At 73.1% G+C, this 18,266-nt stretch carries 6 protein-coding genes; all 6 read left to right on the plus strand.

The annotated features are described in order from the left end of the window. Window positions 1-23: 23 nt before the first annotated feature. Window positions 24-2,276 (plus strand): WXG100 family type VII secretion target, encoded by a 2,253-nt coding sequence (locus tag ACZ3YL_RS17685; protein WP_465658267.1) that lies wholly within the window; start codon window positions 24-26, stop codon window positions 2,274-2,276. A gap of 34 nt (window positions 2,277-2,310) precedes the next feature. After that, complete coding sequence (locus tag ACZ3YL_RS17690) at window positions 2,311-2,778, plus strand: YbaB/EbfC family nucleoid-associated protein (RefSeq protein WP_188302863.1); 468 nt, start codon at window positions 2,311-2,313, stop codon at window positions 2,776-2,778. Continuing rightward, window positions 2,771-3,073, plus strand: coding sequence for a hypothetical protein (locus ACZ3YL_RS17695; protein ID WP_188302862.1), 303 nt, complete (start codon window positions 2,771-2,773; stop codon window positions 3,071-3,073). The genes ACZ3YL_RS17690 and ACZ3YL_RS17695 overlap by 8 nt, the downstream gene beginning before the upstream one ends. 84 nt (window positions 3,074-3,157) lie before the next feature. Beyond that, on the plus strand, window positions 3,158-16,222 hold the full coding sequence (locus ACZ3YL_RS17700) for a WXG100-like domain-containing protein (RefSeq protein WP_465658269.1): 13,065 nt from the start codon (window positions 3,158-3,160) through the stop codon (window positions 16,220-16,222). A gap of 101 nt (window positions 16,223-16,323) precedes the next feature. Next, window positions 16,324-16,770: a hypothetical protein gene (locus tag ACZ3YL_RS17705; RefSeq protein ID WP_465658271.1), complete on the plus strand. Its 447-nt coding sequence runs from the start codon at window positions 16,324-16,326 to the stop codon at window positions 16,768-16,770. 176 nt (window positions 16,771-16,946) lie between these two features. Then, window positions 16,947-18,215 carry a hypothetical protein gene (locus ACZ3YL_RS17710; protein ID WP_465658273.1) on the plus strand — a complete coding sequence of 423 codons (1,269 nt, stop codon included), beginning with the start codon at window positions 16,947-16,949 and terminating at the stop codon, window positions 18,213-18,215. Window positions 18,216-18,266: the final 51 nt, after the last annotated feature.

Raw genomic sequence — 18,266 nt, forward strand, 5'->3', positions numbered from 1 at the left:
CCCCGACCCCACTGGAGAACCCCGTGACCACCCCGCCCCCCTCCCAGGCGACCATCCCCTGGGAGGACATCCTCGCCGCCTTCAACTCCAAGAAGACGCCGGTGGACATCGTCAAGCGGGCGGACGTCGCGGGCCCCAAGGCCGCCCCGTGGCTGACCGGGAAGCTCACCAACGAGACGGGGTACTTCGACGACAGCCTGAAGAGCAAGAACCCGAACAACCAGAAGACGGGCGCCGACGGGAGCCCGGCCGACGTCTGGTGGGTGATGAACTTCATCGACGGGTACGCCGCGCACCACTTCCTGATCTCGATCCACATCGACTACTCGAAGTGGGGCAACGACCCCACCGGCCCGCTGTCCAGGTTCAACTGGCAGGGCGAGGACATCCTGCTGCCGATCCTGCCCGACGCGGACGCGCTGACGGGGGACAACGTCAGCACCAAGGGCAACGACGTCATCCACCCGCAGAGCCTGCTGGCCGCCTCCACCGCGATCGACGACACCAAGAAGTGGCTGACCGCCCAGAGCAAGGACGCCCATGAATGGGCCACCAAGATCAATGCGCCGGACAGCAGCTGGGAGGGCGACGCGGCCGGTGAGTTCAAGATGCTCCTGCAGCGCTTCGCCTACGAACTCGACGACCTGAACAACCAGTTGACCGCGACGGACTACGCGTCGATGCTGAAGGCGGCGGCCCACCAGATCGGGGTCACCATCGACGCGCTGCACACCGCGCGCACGAACTGGTACGCGGTCGGCTTCCCGTACCAGTGCATCCTGGAGGTCCTGACGGAGGTCATGGCCAAGAGCCCGCCGACCTGGACCGGGAGCAAGGACGGCTGGAGCTACACCACCGAGCTCGGCGACCCGCGCACCGACGCCTTCTACACCGCGCTCGACGCCCGGGCCAAGGCCCGGTGGCTGCAGAAGGTGTCCACCATGCTCGACGGGCCCGGCAACGCCACGATGACCGACCTCGGGACCTCCTACCAGCCGCTGATCGGAAAGCTGTACTTCGGGCTGGTGCCGGTCGGCCTCACGCTCCCGCCCAAGGACGCGCCGGACCCCAAGGACGTCCCGAACCCCAAGGACGTGCCCAACCCCAAGGACGTGCCCAACCCGCAGGACGGCGGCACCGGGTCCGGGGCCGGCGGCGCGGGCGGCGGCAAGCACCAGAACCTCGACCTCGGCGGCCCCCCGCCGCCGCCGGTCATCGGCGGCAGCGGCACTGGCGGCACCGGGGGCGGGATCGGCGGTGGCGGGGGCATCGGCGGCGCCGGCACACCGATCCGCGACAAGGACGGCAAGGTCCTCCTCGACAAGGACGGCAAGCCGATCCTGCTGCCGCCCGGCGGCTACATCGGCGACGGCGGCAAGGTCTACGACGCCGACGGCAAGGAGGTGCTCGGCAAGGACGGCAAGCCGATCGTCGTCCCCCCGGGCGCGAACGTGCCGGCCGGCACCGGCGGAGGCGTCTACGGCGCCAACGCCAAGGTGCCCAAGGGCTCGACCGTGCGCGAGGACGGCACGGTGGTCGACGCCGCGGGCAAGCCCGTGCTGGACGCCAACGGCAACCCGTACGTCCTGGAGAAGGGCGGCTCGATCGCCCAGGACGGCACCCTGCTGGGCGCCGACGGCAAGCCGATCCCCGACTACCTCCAGCGCTCCCGCGACCTGCAGAGCGCCTGGAACTCGATGGGCAGCGGCGGCAGCGGCGGCAGCGGGGGGACCGGCGGCACCGGGGGCCTCGGCGGACTCGGCGGCTTCCCGCACGGGTCCTCCGGCGACACCGCGCCCTGGACGGTCGACCTCGGCTCCGGCACCGGCACCGGCAGCTCCTTCACCCCCCTGCCCGGGCTCTTCGGCGGCCTCGGCTCCGGCGGCGGCGCCGCGGCGTCCACCGGCTCCGGCGGCGCCTCCGGCCCCCGCATCCTCGGCTCCGGCGCCGGCCTGGGCCCCCGCGTCGAGGACAACTTCGCCCAGGGGCCCGGCGGAAAGTCCGGCCCCGCGGCGAGCGCGGCCGCCGCCGAGAGCGCCGCCGCGGAGAAGGCCGCGGCCCAGAAGGCCGCCGCGCTGGCCGCCGAGGAGCAGGCCGCCATGCGCGGCCAGTCGGTGTCCACCAGCGGCGGCATGCCGATGGTGCCGCCGATGGGCGGCGGAATGGGCGCCGGCGGCCAGGGCGAGAAGGCCCGCCAGCGCACCACCTGGCTGGCCGAGGACGAAGAGGTGTGGGGCACCGACACCGGAGCGATCAGCGGCGTGATCGGCCGCTGACCCCACGAAGGAAGCAGACCGGAACAGGAGAGGCATGTCGTACGCGTTCGAGGACCAACTGAACCAGGCCCTGGCCGACCTGGCGGACCAGCAGGCCAAACTGGCCGAGGCCGCCCGCAAGATGCAGGCGATGACCGCCGAGGCCACCAGCAAGGACCGGATGGTCACCGCGAAGGTCGGCCCGCAGGGCGAACTGCTCGCGCTGAACTTCCACACCACCGCCTACCAGTCCATGGCCCCCGCCGAGTTGAGCGCCCTGCTGAAGGACGTCCTCAACGAGGCCAAGGCCCGGATGGGCGAGCGGATCACCGCCGAGATGCGCGGCTTCGAGGGCGTCGGCCAGAGCCTGCGGATGAACTTCACCGGCGAGCGCGGCGACGAGGACCCGTTCGCGGCCGGCGCCGGCCTGGACCTGGAGACGCTGCTCGCCCCGCTCACCGCGATGCGCCCCGGCGCCGGCCGGGCCGCCAAGTCCGTCAGGCAGGAGGAGTTCAATGGGTGACACGCTGCGCCTGGACGGCGACGCCAGGAAGGCGTTCAGCAACTTCGAGGAGGTGTCCGCCCTGGTCGGGAAGATCTCCGGGGAGATGGAGGACATCCACACCAAGAACGTCAAGGCCGGCGGCGGCGACGACATCGGCAAGCAGTACCACGCCAAGATCGACAAGCCGGCCGAGGACCTGTACGGGCTGACGACGAGCATCAAGGCCAAGATCGACGCGATGGCCAAGCACGGCCAGGACACGGTCACCCTCTTCCAGGCCGCCGACCAGCACGGCGTGGACCTGGCGACGTAGCACCCGCCCGCCCGGGTCCGCCCGCCCCTCGTCGCACCGCCAGCCCTTCCCTGCCGTCAGCTCCGTCCCCGGAGGCCCCGCGCCGTGTCCCACTCCTCGATCCACGTCTCCCCGGGCCTGGCGCAGTTCTTCCACATCATCAGCGGCATGCCCTGGCCGGAGTCCGACGAGGGGCTGCTGCGCGACGTCCGGGACGACTACCTCGCCCTGGCCGACGACCTGCCGAAGCTGGCCGGCTACATCCAGGACGCGGTGAAGAACTGCGACCAGCGGATCGAGGGCAAGACCGCCGACGCCTTCCGCAAGGAGTGGAGCAAGTTCGTCGGCACGGACAGCCGGCCCGGACCCCTCGACCAGACCCACGACCTCTGCACCCAACTGGCCGACCTGGCCAACAAGGTGGCCCTCAGCGTCGAGTACACCAAGTGGATGGCCATCGGCCAGCTCATCCAGCTGCTGCTGGAGATCGCCATCGCCATCGCCTGGTCGGTCTTCACCGGCGGGGCCTCCCTCATCGAGCTGGAGTGGCAGAAGATCCTCACCCGGCAGTTCCTGCTCCAACTGGTGAAGAAACTCGTCCAGTTGATCGTGATGCACACCTTCGGCGGCATCATCGGCGGCCTGCTGCTGGACGCGATCATCCAGGGCATCCAGTTCAACCGCGGCGACCGCCACGAGTGGGACACCGACCTCACCAAGCAGGCCGCGATCTTCGGCGCGATCAGCGGCGCGATCGGCGGCCCGCTCAGCATCCTGGGCGAGGGCCTGGGCAAGCTGCTCGGCGCCGGGCTGAGCAAGCTGTTCATGAAGACCGTGCTCGACGACGTCATCAAGGGACTGACCGGGGGACTGGGCAAGGAGATCGGGGAGGGCGCCGCGGGCGACCTCGTCAAGGGCGGGCTCAAGGACCTCACCAAGGGCGCCGCGGGCGACGTCGCCAAGGGCGCGCTCGAGGACCTCGGCAAGGGCGCCGCGGGCGGCGGCCTCAAGGGCCTGGAGAAGGAGGCCGGCCAGGACGTCGGCCGGCTGCTCGGCAACGAGGCCGCCGAACGCTTCGCCGGCGGCATCTCCAAGCTCCTGAAGGACAACGCCGGCTACCTGGCCAAGGGCTTCAAGTCCGGACGCCGCACGGGCGCCGCGATGGGCGAGAAGTTCGTGCGCCAGCTCGGCGACCTCTTCGTGGCCGAGCTCGGCACCGAGATCGGCGAGAAGTTCGCCCGGGAGATGGGCGAGCAGATCGGCCGCCAGTTCGCCGAGCACTCGCTCAAGACGGTGGCCAAGCAGGCCAGTCGGGAAGCGCTCACCGAGGCCCTGGAGAACCTCGCCAAGAAGGACAGCAAGCTGGTCGCGCTCACCCCCGAACTCAAGATGCTGGTCGACAAGATGCCCGAACTCGCGGGCGGCATCAACACGATGAACAAGTGGTTCCACGTCGGGCAGATGCTGGGCGGCCAGTTGGAGTCGGGCGTCAACCAGTACCTCACCGAGGGCATCTACAACACCATCTACAACGGTGAGTGGCAGGCCAACGGGATGAGCTTCGTCGGCGGCTTCATGATGTCCGGGATGCACCACATGCTCATGGGCCTCGCCTCGCCGCTGACCGCCCGGTACGCGGACTTCGTCCGCAGCCTGGACAGCTCCCGGATCGAGGAGAACGGCGAGTACTACAGCACCTTCCACCCGCTGAACTTCCTCGCGGTGATCAGCACCATGGGCGGCCACCCGGCGCCGTTCCCGGTGCGCCGGCCCGGGCACATCAGCGAGATCCTCGGGGAGACGCTGTCCCCCGAAGGCGTCCTCGCCGACCCCGGAGGCAAGACCGGCTTCAACTCATCCGTCGACGGGGCATTGGACCCGAAGACCTCCTACCGGCAGGTCAGGACCCAGTCCGACGGCGAGAAGACCGCCGGTTCCAACGGGTCGAAGTCCGGGACCCCCACGAAGGGAGGGCCCGGGAACACCAGGCCCGGCGGCGCCACCACGGGCGGCCCCAAGAGCCCGAACGGCGACGGGAAGCCGGTGGAGGGCGGGGAGCGCGGCGCCACCGCGACGTCCTCCGCGGACGCCGGCGGCCAGGACGGCACCGGGAAGCCGAAACCGCCGCCCAAGCACCCCGACCACCGCACCACCGTCGTCGAGGAGAGCGCCGAACCGCCCCTGCACGTGCCCTCGAACGCGACCAGCGGCGGCACAGGCGGGCACGGGCAGTCGCAGTCGCCCGCGAACGCCGACGTCCGGAACGAGGCCACCCCGCCACCGCGGGTCCGTACCAGCTCCGGTGGCTCCGGCGACGGCACCGCACCGGCCAACCCCGGCCACCCGGACCCGAACCGTCCCGACCCGCAGCGCCCGGATCCGCAGAACCCGGACCCGAACCGTCCCGACCCGCAGCGCCCGGATCCGCAGAACCCGGACCCGAACCGTCCCGACCCGCAGCGCCCGGATCCGCAGAACCCCGACCCGAACCGTCCCGACCCGCAGCGCCCCGACCCGCAGAACCCCGACCCGAACCGCCCCGACCCGCAGAACCCGCTGCCGCCCGCCACCCCGCCGCGTGACCCGAAGCCGGACGTGCCCGGCGGCCAGCACACCCCCGACACGGCCCCGATCCACTCCACCACCGCCTCCGGCCGCCCCTACCACCACGTCGAGGCCCCCGAGCACGCCGAGGCGCCCGCCGCCGACGAGCGGAGCGCGGCCTGGCAGGACCGGCAGCGCTCCCTCGCCGAGGACCACGACACCCGGCTCGCCGAGGCCGAGGCACGCGAAGAGACCCGCCGCGCCGTCGAGGACCGCCTCACACAGGGCGCCGCCCGCCTGCCCCGGGAGCTGCGCCCCCTCGTGACACCGGACACGCCGGTGTGGCGCCGGGCAGCGGAGTCCTTGCGGGAGGACATCGAGGCGCGCCCGCACGAGCGGGAGTCGATCCTCGACTCCGCCACGGACCGCCTGGAGCTGGCCGGTGCCCGCGAGCTCGCGCTCACCTTCGCCGTCCGCCGCTTCGACCGGCTGCTGGCCGACCGCGGCCTCGGGCCCGAGCACTCCGGCGACCACACCCGGGCGGAGATCCGCCGCGAGGCTGCCGAACGGTTCCGGACCGACGCCGAACAGGACGTCGCCCAACTGTTCACCGCCCGAACCGACTTCACCCCCGAGCGCAACGCCCTGGCCGCCCGGGCGCTGGAGCGCCGCCTGCGGGAGGCCGCCCGGGACCTGGACCTGCGCCAGGCGCGGGCCGAGGCGATCGGGCAGATCGACCGGGCGGTGGACGACGCCCACTCCCAGTGGTCGACGCAGCAACTCTCCGAGAAGGACCGCGCGCTGCTGGAGGCGGCCGGCGTGCCGCTGGACGTCCGCCTGTCACCCGAGGCCCGCGACCTGATGGCCGACGCCCTGCGGGAACGCATCGAGGACCTGCACGGCGACGACGAGTCCTTCCAGCTGATCGAGGAGGAGGGCGAGGCGGGCGGCGAGGAGCTCGCCCCCGTCGACCCGACGCGCCTGGGCCGGACCCGCTTGGACGAGGACTTCCGGGAGGCCCTGGACCGCTACCGCGACGGGCTGTCCCACGACTTCGCCGTCCAGGCGGTCCGCGAGGCCGTGCTGAAACGCTCCGTCGACGCGGTCGACGACGCGGCCGCGGCCTGGAAGGACACCGCCCCCGACCAGTTCGGCCCCGAGGCGCTGCGCGAACTCGGCCTCGCCGACGGCCCCTCCCCGCGCGCGGTCGCCGCTGCCCGCGCCGACCTCGCCCGCCGCACCGACCGCCTGGTCGCCGAGCACACCGCCGCCGACCGCGACCCCGCCCGGCTCAAGGCGGAACTGGACCGGCTCACCTCCCCGGCCGAGGCCAACCGCCTGCTGGCCCTGCACGGCGCCCGCGAGGAGGCGCTGCGCGCCGCCGAGGACACCGCCCGCACCGAGGTCCCGCACGACCTGGGTGGCCCGGAGACCACCGAGCGCGGCGACGACACGGCCGCCGCGGTCGAGACCGCCCTGGGCCGCGCGACCCGCGGCACCCGCACCGAGGGCTCCGACCCCCCCGCCTCCAGCGCCGCCCGACGGGTGCGCGAGGGTTACACCGAGCGGATCCGTGCCGCCTTCGAGGAGTCCTTCCGCTCCCTGCTGCGGGACCCGGACACCGACCACCGCGCCCGCCTGACCGAGCAGCTGGAGATCTGGCGGCGCAAGCGCGACCGGCTGACCAGGGGCCTGGAACAGCACGTGGCCTTCGAACGCGACGTCCTGCCCGCCCGCGAGCACGCCGCCGCCGGCTACGACCGCCTCGCCGAGGACCGCCAGGTGCCGGAGGAGGAGATCCGCCGGCTGAAGACCGAGTACGGCGGCGACTTCTTCGACGCCTACCGGGAGCACTGGGCGCCGAAGGATCTGGACGGAGAACGCTGGCGCGACCACGAGGCGGCCAACGAGAACGTCTTCGGCCGCCGCCCCGACACCAGGTCCGAGGCCGACACCAGGCCCGAGGCCGACACCAAGCCGGAGGCCGGCAAGACCCCCGCCGGCCCGCTCACCCCCGCCGGCCCGCTCACCCTCGCCGGCACCCCCCACCCCGCACACGAGGACGGCGACGGACACTCCCGGGACGGCCACGAGGAGCAGCCGGAGCACGAGGAGAAGCCGGACCACGAGGAGCCGGAGCACACCCACCCGGTGGCGCAGCGCACGCCCGCCCAGGCGCCGGCCACCCCGGCCACCCCGCTCACCCCGGCCACCCCGCTCACCCCGGCCACCCCGCTCACCCCGGCCCCCGTCGAGCCGGCCGCGTCCGCAGGCCCGCTGCTGCCCGCCTCCGCCTGGGCCGACATCCGCACGCTCGCGCCGCCCGCCCGGATGGACACCGTGCGCTTCGACCCCCGGGTGCGCGGCCAGGGCGGCCGGGGCGACATCGCCGGCCCCGGGGTGCGCGAGCAGTACGAGAACCGGCAGTCTTCGAGCCTGGGCGGCCTGCACGGCGCCGACACCGCGATCAGCTACGACGTGCGGCGCTTCGAGGCCCAACCGGGCCACTGGGTCACCGAGTTCACCCTGAACCTGCACCTTCAGGGACCGGACGGCCGCCCGCTGGAGCAGGCCGCCGCCGCCCGGATGCTCGACCGGACCCGGGCGGTGGTCGCCGACCGCTTCAACGAGCGCTTCCGCCTGCCCGGCGGCGACCAGGTCCACCTGCGGGTCGAGAGCGCCCAGGACGCCGCCGGCGCCCACCAGAGCATCACCATCCTGCCCGGCTCCGGGCGCAGCGACCAGCTCCACTGGTACGACCAGAGCCCGCCCGGTGTGCTGCTGCACGAGGCGCTGCACTTCCTCGGCCTCCCGGACGAGTACGTCGAGCCGGCCGCCAAGCCGGGCGACGCCTTCGTCCTTCGCCGCCGCGACCGCTGGGCGGGCGAGAACGGGGTGATGGGCACCTCGGCCCACCGGGACGACTTCACCGTGCTGCCCCGCCACCTCCAGCGCATCGAGGACGTCCTGCACTCGGGTCCGGTCCTGCGCGACCTGACCCACGGCCAGTACCGCTCCCACCAGGAGACGACGGCGGACGCCCCGGCCCTCGGAGAGCACCCCTCCCACGACGACCCGCCGGTCCGGGAGAGTGGCGCCGGCGGCCTCCTGGCGCCATCTGCCGCACCGCCGCTCGCCGCCGATCCGGTCGCGGTGGACCTGGCCCGGCGTCACCTGGACGCCGCGGCCCAGGACCCGGCGCTGCACCAGTTCATGGGCTGGATCAAGGGCGGCGGGTACACGAGCAAGCGCGACGAAGAGGGCATGCTCGCGATCAGGGCCGGGGATCGGTACGAGTCCCTGCTCGGCGACGTGCAGAGGTTCCTCGACCACGCGCAGGCGCTGCACCCGGCCGGGGCGCAGCCGGCGGGGGAGTCCCTGCGGCTGTACCGGGCGGTGCGGCTGGACTCCGAGGCCCGGGGCCGGGAGGGGTTCACCGAGCTGCTGCCCGCGTCCACCTCGTTCAGCCGGGAGTTCGTCCAGGACTGGATGTCGAACGGGGGCGGCGGCGACAACTACGCGCTGTTCGAGATCCGGGTGCCGCTGTCCCACCCGATGCTGGCGCTGTCCTTCCCGCCGGGCCACACCAGGGCGCAGGGCGACCCGGAGCCGGTGAACGAGAGCCAGTCCGAGGTGACGCTCGGCCCCAGCCGCCTGACGGTGACCGGCCGGGAGGAGGCCGGGGGCTTCCACGTCATCCGGGTGGACGCCGAGCCCATGACGGTCGCCGACATCCGCACCGAGGTCGACAACTGGACCAGTCCCATGTCGATGCCGGTCGCGTTCGAGAAGTTCACCCGGTTCTACAGTGAGGGCTCGCTGCGGGCCGCCTACTCCCGCGTCCTGGAGCCCCACCACCGCATCACGGAGACGTGGTCCGCCGACGGTAGCCGGAAGACCGTCAGGATCGAGCACCCCCGCGATCCGCTCGGCCAGTTCGCCGAAGTGACGATCCACCACGAAGGCGATTCCGTCTCGCTCCGCTGGCGCTTCCGCGACGAAACGGTCTACGGAGAGGAACCGCACGAGGGGGATCCGCTGGTCTACGGCGCCCAGAACATCGGCACCGTGAGCGTGAGCCTGCGCTCCCAGAAGCTGAACGAGAACACCAGCTTCGAGTCCATCGACCTCCCCTACGACTGGTACGACCTCGACCAGGCGCAAGCGGAGGAGGAGGCGGGTCAGCCCCTGGCGGACTCGAACGCCGACGACCTGCGGCAGCCGGCCGCCGCGCCGCCGCTCCCGGAGCACGAGACGCAGGCGCCGGGAGCCGGGCCCCTGGTGCCGGCGCCGCTCCCGGACCCGCCGGCCGTCGACCGCGGCGGCGACCTGCGCACGGCACTGGTCCACCACGAAACCTCGGGCGCCTACCGGCTGGACGACCCGGGCGCCGACCCCCAGGCCCGGCAGCGGATGGCCACGGCACTGGACCGCTTCCCGGTCGACGAACGCTTCCTCACCGTGGCGATGCACACCGGCTCCGACGGCGTGCCGCTCTGGAAGGGCACCCGTCTCACCGAGGGCGAAGCCGCCGGCCTGCTCGTCTCGTTGCGCGAACAAGGGGTGTGGGACGGGGTCAAGCCCGTTCAGCTGGTGGCCTGTTCGGCGGCCCGCGGGGGCGACCAATCGTTCGCCGCGGGCGTGCTGCGGCAGTTGCGCCTGCGCCTGCCCGGCCGGGACCTGGAGGTCTACGCCCCCAAGGGCCTGGCCTGGTTCGCGCCCCCGGTCGCGGGGCCGTTCCGCAGCGATCCGCACGGTGCCGGCGCACTGGTGGTCGGCAGGCAGCTCGCCTTCGACGGTTCCGGCCGACCCGTCCTGGTGGACGGAGGCAACTGGGCGGGGCTGACGGCCCCGCGGGACCCTGGCGCCCCGATCACGGTCCGGGACCTCGGTGCCCACCTGCCGGTGGACAAGACCCTCCCGCCGCGTTCGACGTCGGCGCCCGAGGGCTACACCGCGGTCCCGGGCGGAGCCCCGTCGCGCGAGCGGGAACTGGCGCCCCAGAGCGACGCGATGGCGTTCTCCGGGCGCCGCAGGCGCGACGACGGGACCGACGACGAGGGCTCGAACCCGGACCCGGGTGCGGGCCCGAGCTCGGGAAAGCGCGTCCGGCCGAACGACCCGCCTTCGTCGGACGAGGAGATGGCGTCGGCCGAGGACACCGTCAGCGAGCACTCCGAGTCGGACGGCGACAGTGACAGTGACAGCGGCAGCGAGTCCGAGACGGAGGACTACCGCAGCTACCTGGGCAAGGTGAGGACCCGTTCCGACGAACTCAGGGAGCAATGGCGGCGCGCCGACGAGAACGACGACGACGACGAGATCAACCGGATCAACGCCGAGCAGGACGTGCTGACGGCCATCCAGAACGTCGGAGTGGTCCGCTCGGTGCGGGCGGCCGACGCACTGCTGGGGCTGCTGCAGCGCGCATCGCTCCCACGGCCCCTGGAACTGCGCGTCCGGCAGGCCGAATTGCGACAGCAGCCCACCGGGCGGCCCTCCGCCGAGCAGTTCCAGCAGCTCCACGCCACGGTGATGAGCCGCTACCGACCCGACGCCCCGAACCGCGTCGACGGCTGCGAATTCCGGGCCCACGCGCTGTCCGAGCTCATCAACCTGGCGGCCCCGGCGACCGGCCGGCAGCACCTCGCCAAGATCTGGGCCCATCCCGAGGGCGAACTCGGGCACCTCCACCAGCGACACAGGTGGAATCACCACGTCGCGGTGCTGGTCGAGACGGCGGCCGGGGAACGGGTGATCGACCCGCTGCTCTTCCCCGACCGGGAGGCCACCGTGCAGGAGTGGCGTGACATGCTCGCCGCGCCCGGACAGGGGACGCCGCTGACGCACAAGGCGCCGTGGGAGTTCTTCGGCGGCCCGGACCGGAACGGCCTCCTGGCCGACGATTCCGCCGTCCTGATCGACGACGCGACCAGGACGCAGATCGACGCGCGCAAGCACCCGGACCTGACCCCGATCGAGGGCGCGTTCACCTTCGGTACCGACGAGACCGCTGTGGACCTGGCCCGGCAGCACCTCGACGCCGCGGCCCAGAACCCGGATCTCCACCAGTTCATGGGCTGGATCAAGGGCGGCGGGTTCACGAGCAAGCGCGACGACGAGGGCATGATCGCGATCCGGACCGGGGAGCGGTACGACTCCCTGCTCGGCAAGGTGCAGAGCTTCCTCGACCACGCGCAGGCGCTGCGCCCGGCCGGGGCGCATCCGACGGGGGAGTCCCTGCGGCTGTACCGGGCGGTGCGGATGGACCCCGAATCCCGGGGCCGGGACAGCTTCACCGAACTGCTGCCCGCCTCCACCTCCTTCAGCCGGGAGTTCGTCCAGGACTGGATGTCGAACGGGGGCGGCGGCGACAACTACGCGCTGTTCGAGATCAACGTGCCGCTGTCCCACCCCATGCTGGCGCTGTCCTTCCCGCCGGGCCACACCAGGGCCCAGGGCGACCCGGAGCCGGTGAACGAGGCGCAGTCGGAGGTGACGCTCGGCCCGAGCCGCCTGACGGTGACCGGCCGGGACGACGAGGGAGGCTTCCACGTCATCCGGGTGGACGCCGAACCCATGACGGTCGCCGACATCCGCGCCGACGTCGCGAACTGGACCAGCGGCATGTCGATGCCGGTCGCGTTCCAGAAGTTCACCCAGTTCTTCAGCGACCGCTCGCTGCGGGCCTCCTACGCCGGCGACCTCGGGCCCTTCCACCGCATCAGCGAGACGTCGTCGCCGGACGGCCTCACGAAGACCGTCAGGATCGAGCACTCCCACGAACAGCTGGCCGGACAGTTCCTGGAAGCGACGATCCGTCATGAAGGCGAGTCCGTCTCCATCCTCTGGCGCTCCAGCGAAGACACGGAGCCGCGGGAGCCGATGGTCTACGACGCCGACAGCATCGGCACCGTGAGCGGGGGCCTTCGCTCGCAGAAGCTGGCCGAGAACCCCAGCTTCGAGATGCTGGACCTCCCCTGGGACTGGTTCGACTACCGGGTGCTCAAGCCGGAGGACACAGGCCTGCCGCTGTCGGCCTTCGGCGGCACCGCCGCCGGCTGGCGGATCGGCCCGAGCGAGGTGCCGCAGGCGGAGCGCGACGCGCTGCGGAACTTCCCCGAACAGCCCGGGGTGTTCGTCGTGCCCGTGCACACGGACGAGGGCACCGGTCTTCCGCTCGGCCCCGACGGGCCGCTGTCCGCCCACCAGACGGCGGGCGTCCTGTACGGCCTCCACCGCTCCGGGGTCTGGAACGGCACCGACACGGTGCAGTTCGTGGCGTGCAACCTGGGCGGCGGTCCGGCGCACGAGTTCGGCGCCGAAGTGACGCGCTGGCTCAAGGAACTGGACCTGGGGACCACTGCGCTGACCGCGACCGGTCCGGTGTACTTCGCCCCGCGCGAGAGCGGCCCGGGGCACCTGGTGGTCGCCTCCGACGTCGGCTTCACCGAGGACGGCCACCCGGTCATGGTGGGCGGCGGCCACTGGCGGGAGTTCCGGGCGCTCCGGGACGACTCCGGCGACATCCAGGTCCAGGCCGAGGACCACCGGGCCCACCGGGCACCGGACGGCTCCTTCCACGACCACCCCGACGGCTACCGGCTGGTGGAGTCGATCGACCCGGCGCGCCACAACGACCAAGCGGTGCGCTTCCTCCAGCCGACCCCCGAACAGAGGGCCGCCGGCGCCGACCTGTCCCTACGCCACCTGACCACGGCCCGACCCGACAGCGCCCTGCGCACGTTCATGGGACAGATCCGCACCGGAGCCTTCACCAACCTGCGCAACCCGGCGGGCCGGCTGATCCACCGGGAGGGCACGGCGACCTACGCCACGATGATGGGCAACCTGGAGCGGTTCTTCGCCCATGCGCAGGACCTCCAGCCCCCGGCGGGGCAGCCGCACGCCGAGGGAACCCTGCTCCTGTACCGGGCGGTGCGGATGTCGGAGCAGACCCGGGAGCAGCAGAGCTTCACGGAGATCGTGCCGTCGTCCACCTCCTACGACCGGCAGTTCGTCCAGGAGTGGATGTCGAACCCCGACGGCTACGCGCTGTTCGAGATCCAGGTCCCGCTGACCCACCCCATGCTGGCCCTGTCGTACCCGCGGGACCACATGCCCCCGGGCGCCCCCACGGAGGTCAACCCGGGCCAGTACGAGGTGACGCTCGGCCCGACCCGGCTCACGGTGACCGGGCGGGAGGAGGAGGGCCCCTACCACGTCATCCGGGCGGACGCCGAGCCCATGACGCTCCACGACGTCACGGAGACGATCGCGGGCTGGACCAACGACATGCCGATGGAGCACGCGTTCGACCTGTTCGCCGGGTTCTACGGCGAGGCCGCGCTGCGCGCCGCCTTCCCCGACGACCTGCGGCCCGACCACCGCATCACCGAGCGGCAGTCCGCGGACGGGCGGGAGAAGACGGTCGAGATCACCCCGTCCCACCCGAAGCTGACCGGCCAGAGCGTCACGGTCCACCTCAGGCTGGAGCAGGACGGGGCACTCACGGTCGAACTCCACAACAGCGTCGACATCGCCGAGGGCGACGCTCCGGCGGTGTTCCGGTACACCGCCGAGAACATCCACGAGGTGAGCGCCTACCTGGAGGAGGGCACCCTGGCGAAGACCGCCCCCTTCGACACGATCAACCTCCCGGCGGACTGGTACTGGACCGACCCGGTACCGAAGGCGGGCGAAGTCGGCGCGCCCCTGAGCGCGTTCGGGGGCCCCGCACACGGCTGGTGGCTCGGCAACCCCGAGCCGTCGCCGGCGGAGCGGTACGCCCTGGCGCGCTTCCCCGCGCAGGAGGGCGTGTTCACGCTGCCGGTGCACACCGACCCCGACACCGGAAAGCCGGTGCTGGACGGCGAGGAACTGACCGAGGACCGGGTCGCCGGGATCCTGGCCGGGCTGCACGCGGGCGATGTCTGGAACGGCACCGACCGGCTGCAGTTCGTCTCCTGCAACCTCGGGAAGGCGCCCGGCCTCGACTTCGTCACCGAGGTGATGCGCCAGCTCGGCCTCGCCGACCTGGGCAGCAGCGCGCTGGTCGCGACGGGCTCGGTGTACTTCACCCCGCGCGTGGACGGCACGGACGGCCCCGGCCACCTGGTGGTCGCCTCCGAGGTCGGCTACACGGCCGACGGCGTGCCGGCCATCGTCCCCGGCGGGCACTTCCGGGAGGTCACCCGGCCCACGGCGGACGGCCCGACGCCCCCGGTCGTGGACCGCGGGGCCCACCTGCCCGCCCCCGCCCGCCCGGAGCGGGACCGGGAGCGCCCCGAGGGCTACGAGCGCGCCGAGCCGGGCACCCTCGACCCGAACCGAGAGCTGGAGGGCGCGCTGGCCTTCGGGAAGAACACCAAGAAGAAGGCCGCCGCCGATCGCCCCGACACCAACTCGGCGGAGGGGGTCGAGAGCGCGCTGTCGGGCAGGACGGTGCCGGCCGACGCGCCGGAGGCGGCGAAGCCGGAGGAGGGGACGGTCGCGAAGGGCAAGGAGAGGGCCGACGACCCGGGTCCCGACTCCGACGTGGTGGCCAAGCCGCAGGAGAAGCCGGTGGCGAAGGGCAAGGAGAGGGTGGACGACCCGGAACCCGCCCCGGTGAAACCGCAACCGGATCCCGACTCCGTGCAGGCGGCGACGGCGGTCCTGGACGACTCCCTCTTGGAGCAACTCTTCACCGGCACCGACAAGACCGTGACCTACGCCGTCATCGGCCTGGCGTTGAAGGGCGACAAGAGCTGGCAGACGACCGAGGCCGTCACCAACGGCAAGGACGAATCCATCAACGACAGCCGCTCGCTCAAGGCCGCCGCCCGGTGGGCGGGCGAGAACGGCTTGTGGACACAGCGCTACGACGCCGAGGTGAAGGGGCTGGCGAAGGCATTCCAGCAGATGAAGGACTGGGGCTTCGAGCAGGTCCCCCACCCCTCCGCAAAGCCGCCGGGCAAGCCGCCGGAGAAGGCGGCGTCCCCACAGTCGGGGGCCGAACTGCCCGCCCAGCCCGAGGGCGCGCTCATCGTGCTCTCCTCCCGGGGTACGTGCGCAAGCTGCAAGTCCGTCGTCAAGGACTTCCAGGACGCGTTCCCGGGGGTCAGCGCCTACGTGGGGTACACGATCGCCGCCCAGCAGAAGTCGACGGTGTCGGAGCAGCCCCGTACCTACCTCAAGGACGGCAAGGACGTGGAGGGCCTCATCGAGTACGGCTGGAAGGAGACGGCCAGGCTCAACTCCACCAGCCCGTACGTGCCCAAGGGGAAGGACATCGCCTTCAAGTACTTCCCCTCGAAGAACGGCGAGGCCGCCTGGAACCAGCGGCTCGTGGACCGGGCGGCCGAGCAGGAGGAGGCAGCACGGCGGGCGGCCGAGGAAGAGGCGCAGGCGGCCAGGGCCAATGCGGTGAACGTGATCGACAAGGGGGTCAAGCCGGCGTCGGCCAGGGCGGTCACGGCGTTCGCCAAGACCTACAAGGGGAAGCCCGAGGACTTCGTCAAGGAGCTGAACACCCACATGCGGCAGGGCATCGTGGCGTGGAAGCCCTCCCCTGAAGTGCAGGCCGCCCTCCTGCTCTGGTACGAGAAGGACCAGAGGCCCGACCTCGAGGGCAGCGCCGCCTGAGCGGGCAGGCGCCCCGCCCGGTGAACGCCGCCCGTCCCGGCGCCGTTGACCCGGGTGAGGGCGCCCCGGCCGGGGCGCCGGCACGCGAGCGGGAGCAGGACGTGGATCAGCAGCAAGGGCGGGCGGCGGAGCCGGAGTTCCGGCTGGCGGCGGTGTTCGACCTGGTCGACCCGGTGATCGGGCCCGGTTTCTCGGCGGACCACCCGCTGGTGCGGGACGGCGGGCAGCGGGCCGACCTGCTGGAGTACCTGCGGTCCGGCGCCGAGGTGCTGGTGACGCCGATGCTGATGGACGACGTCTTCGACGCCTCCCGCCGGGGCGCCGTCCCGATGAACTACCGCACCGACGGCGAGTGGATCTGGACCGACACCGTCGCCTACTACCTGGAGGAGTACGACCTCGCCCCCGAGCCCGGGCTGCTCGCCCACCTGCGCGAGCGCACCGGGCCGTGCCCGCAGCCGTCCCCGCAGACCCTCCAGCGGGCGGTCGACTTCGTCCTCCACCCGCCGAGCCCGGCCGAGCCGGCGTGGCGCCTGGAAACCGGCTGAACCCGGCGTCACGTGCCGTCCGTCGATTGGGGGAGGGGCGGTTCCCGCCGCGGCCGGTGCGGCCGGGGCGGCCGGCCCCGTCGGGCGTCGTCGTCGTGGGCCAGGGAGTGCGGGTGGGCAGGGAACGCAGTGCGCGGGGGAACGGGTCGTCGGGCGGGGGCATCCAACTGCCCGCCGTGGCCTGGGAGGTCCCCGAGCCGGCAGCGGAGTCCGGGGCACCGGGCGAGGGTACGGCCGCCGGCGCGGCGCAGGCGCCCGCGGCGGTGGGCGCCGCCGGGGCGGTGCCCCCGGTCGCCGGGAGCGGTGCGGCGCAGGCGACGGCCGGGCAGACCCGGGCCGGGATCAGCGCCGTGCCCGCGCCGGCCGAGGCACCGGAGGGGGAGGGCGCCGGGCGGCGCATCCCCAAGCCGATGGTGGCCGCCGCGGTGATCGCCGGCCTGGTGCTGGTCGGGGTGCCGCTGGGCATCTCCGGGCTCGGCGGGGACGGCCCCGGCCCGCACGGCGCCGACGGCCCGCCGCCCGCCGGGTTCTCCCAGCCGGACGGCGGCGGCAACGGGTACGTGCCCGGCGCCGACGGGCCCGGCAACCCGCCCGGCGACCAGCCGCTGCAGCCCGGCCAGCCCGGTGAGCCGGGCCAGCCCGGACAGCCGGCCGGCCCGCAGCCCGGCGAGGGCGCCGTCGTCCCCGCCGCGGCCGCCGGAGCCGCCCTGCCCGGCATCGGCGCCGACCAGGGCGGCAACCCGGGCAGCACGACCACCAACCACGCCGCCGCCGGCGCCCCCGCCGGACCCCAGGGCGGCGGCCAGAACACCGGGCAGAACACTGGCCAGGGCGCCAACCAGGGCGGCGGCCAGGGCGGCGGCGCGGCGCAGACCCAGCCGCAGCAGCCCGCCAAGCCCCAGCAGCCGGCCCCGCCCCCGGCCAAGTCCGCCCAGCCCGCCCCGCCGCCCGCGCCCACCTACAGCGGCGTCGCCGGCCCGGGCTGCGGCGGATCCACCTCCATGCAGCGCAACGGCTGGTACGACGACGGGCAGAAGGGCTGGCGCAACAACTCCGGCGGCTACACCGGCGACGGCTGCGCCGGCGGCTTCACCTCGATGCCGATGTCCGGCGCCTCCGGCAAGGACGACAACAGCAACTCGGTGGTGTGGACCTTCAACACCGGCTCGCTCACCACCGGCAGCTGCCGCCTGTCGGTGTACGTGCCCAACGGCGACCTCAAGGCCGTCGGCGGCGCCCCGACCTACTACACCGTGCAGAACCAGTCCTTCCTCGTGAACCAGGTCTCCTACCGGGGCCAGTGGGTCTCGGCTGGCACCTTCCCGCTCAGCGGCGGCCGGATCGCCGTGGTGATGCACAGCCGCGGCCAGGACTGGGTCGGCGACAGCGTCAAGACCTACGCCCACCACGCCGCCTCCGCCGTCAAGGCCGACTGCACCGGCTGACCCACCCCCAGCCCCGTACCACCGAGCACCACAAGCACGGCAAGCACCACA

The sequence above is a fragment of the Kitasatospora sp. NPDC023176 genome (assembly GCF_055560495.1).

What these genes read in the sequence shown, in the direction of transcription:
- ACZ3YL_RS17690 (WP_188302863.1), top strand. Translation starts at nt 2,311, where the DNA reads ATGTCGTACGCGTTCGAGGACCAACTGAACCAGGCCCTGGCCGACCTG.
- ACZ3YL_RS17695 (WP_188302862.1), top strand. Translation starts at nt 2,771, where the DNA reads ATGGGTGACACGCTGCGCCTGGACGGCGACGCCAGGAAGGCGTTCAGC.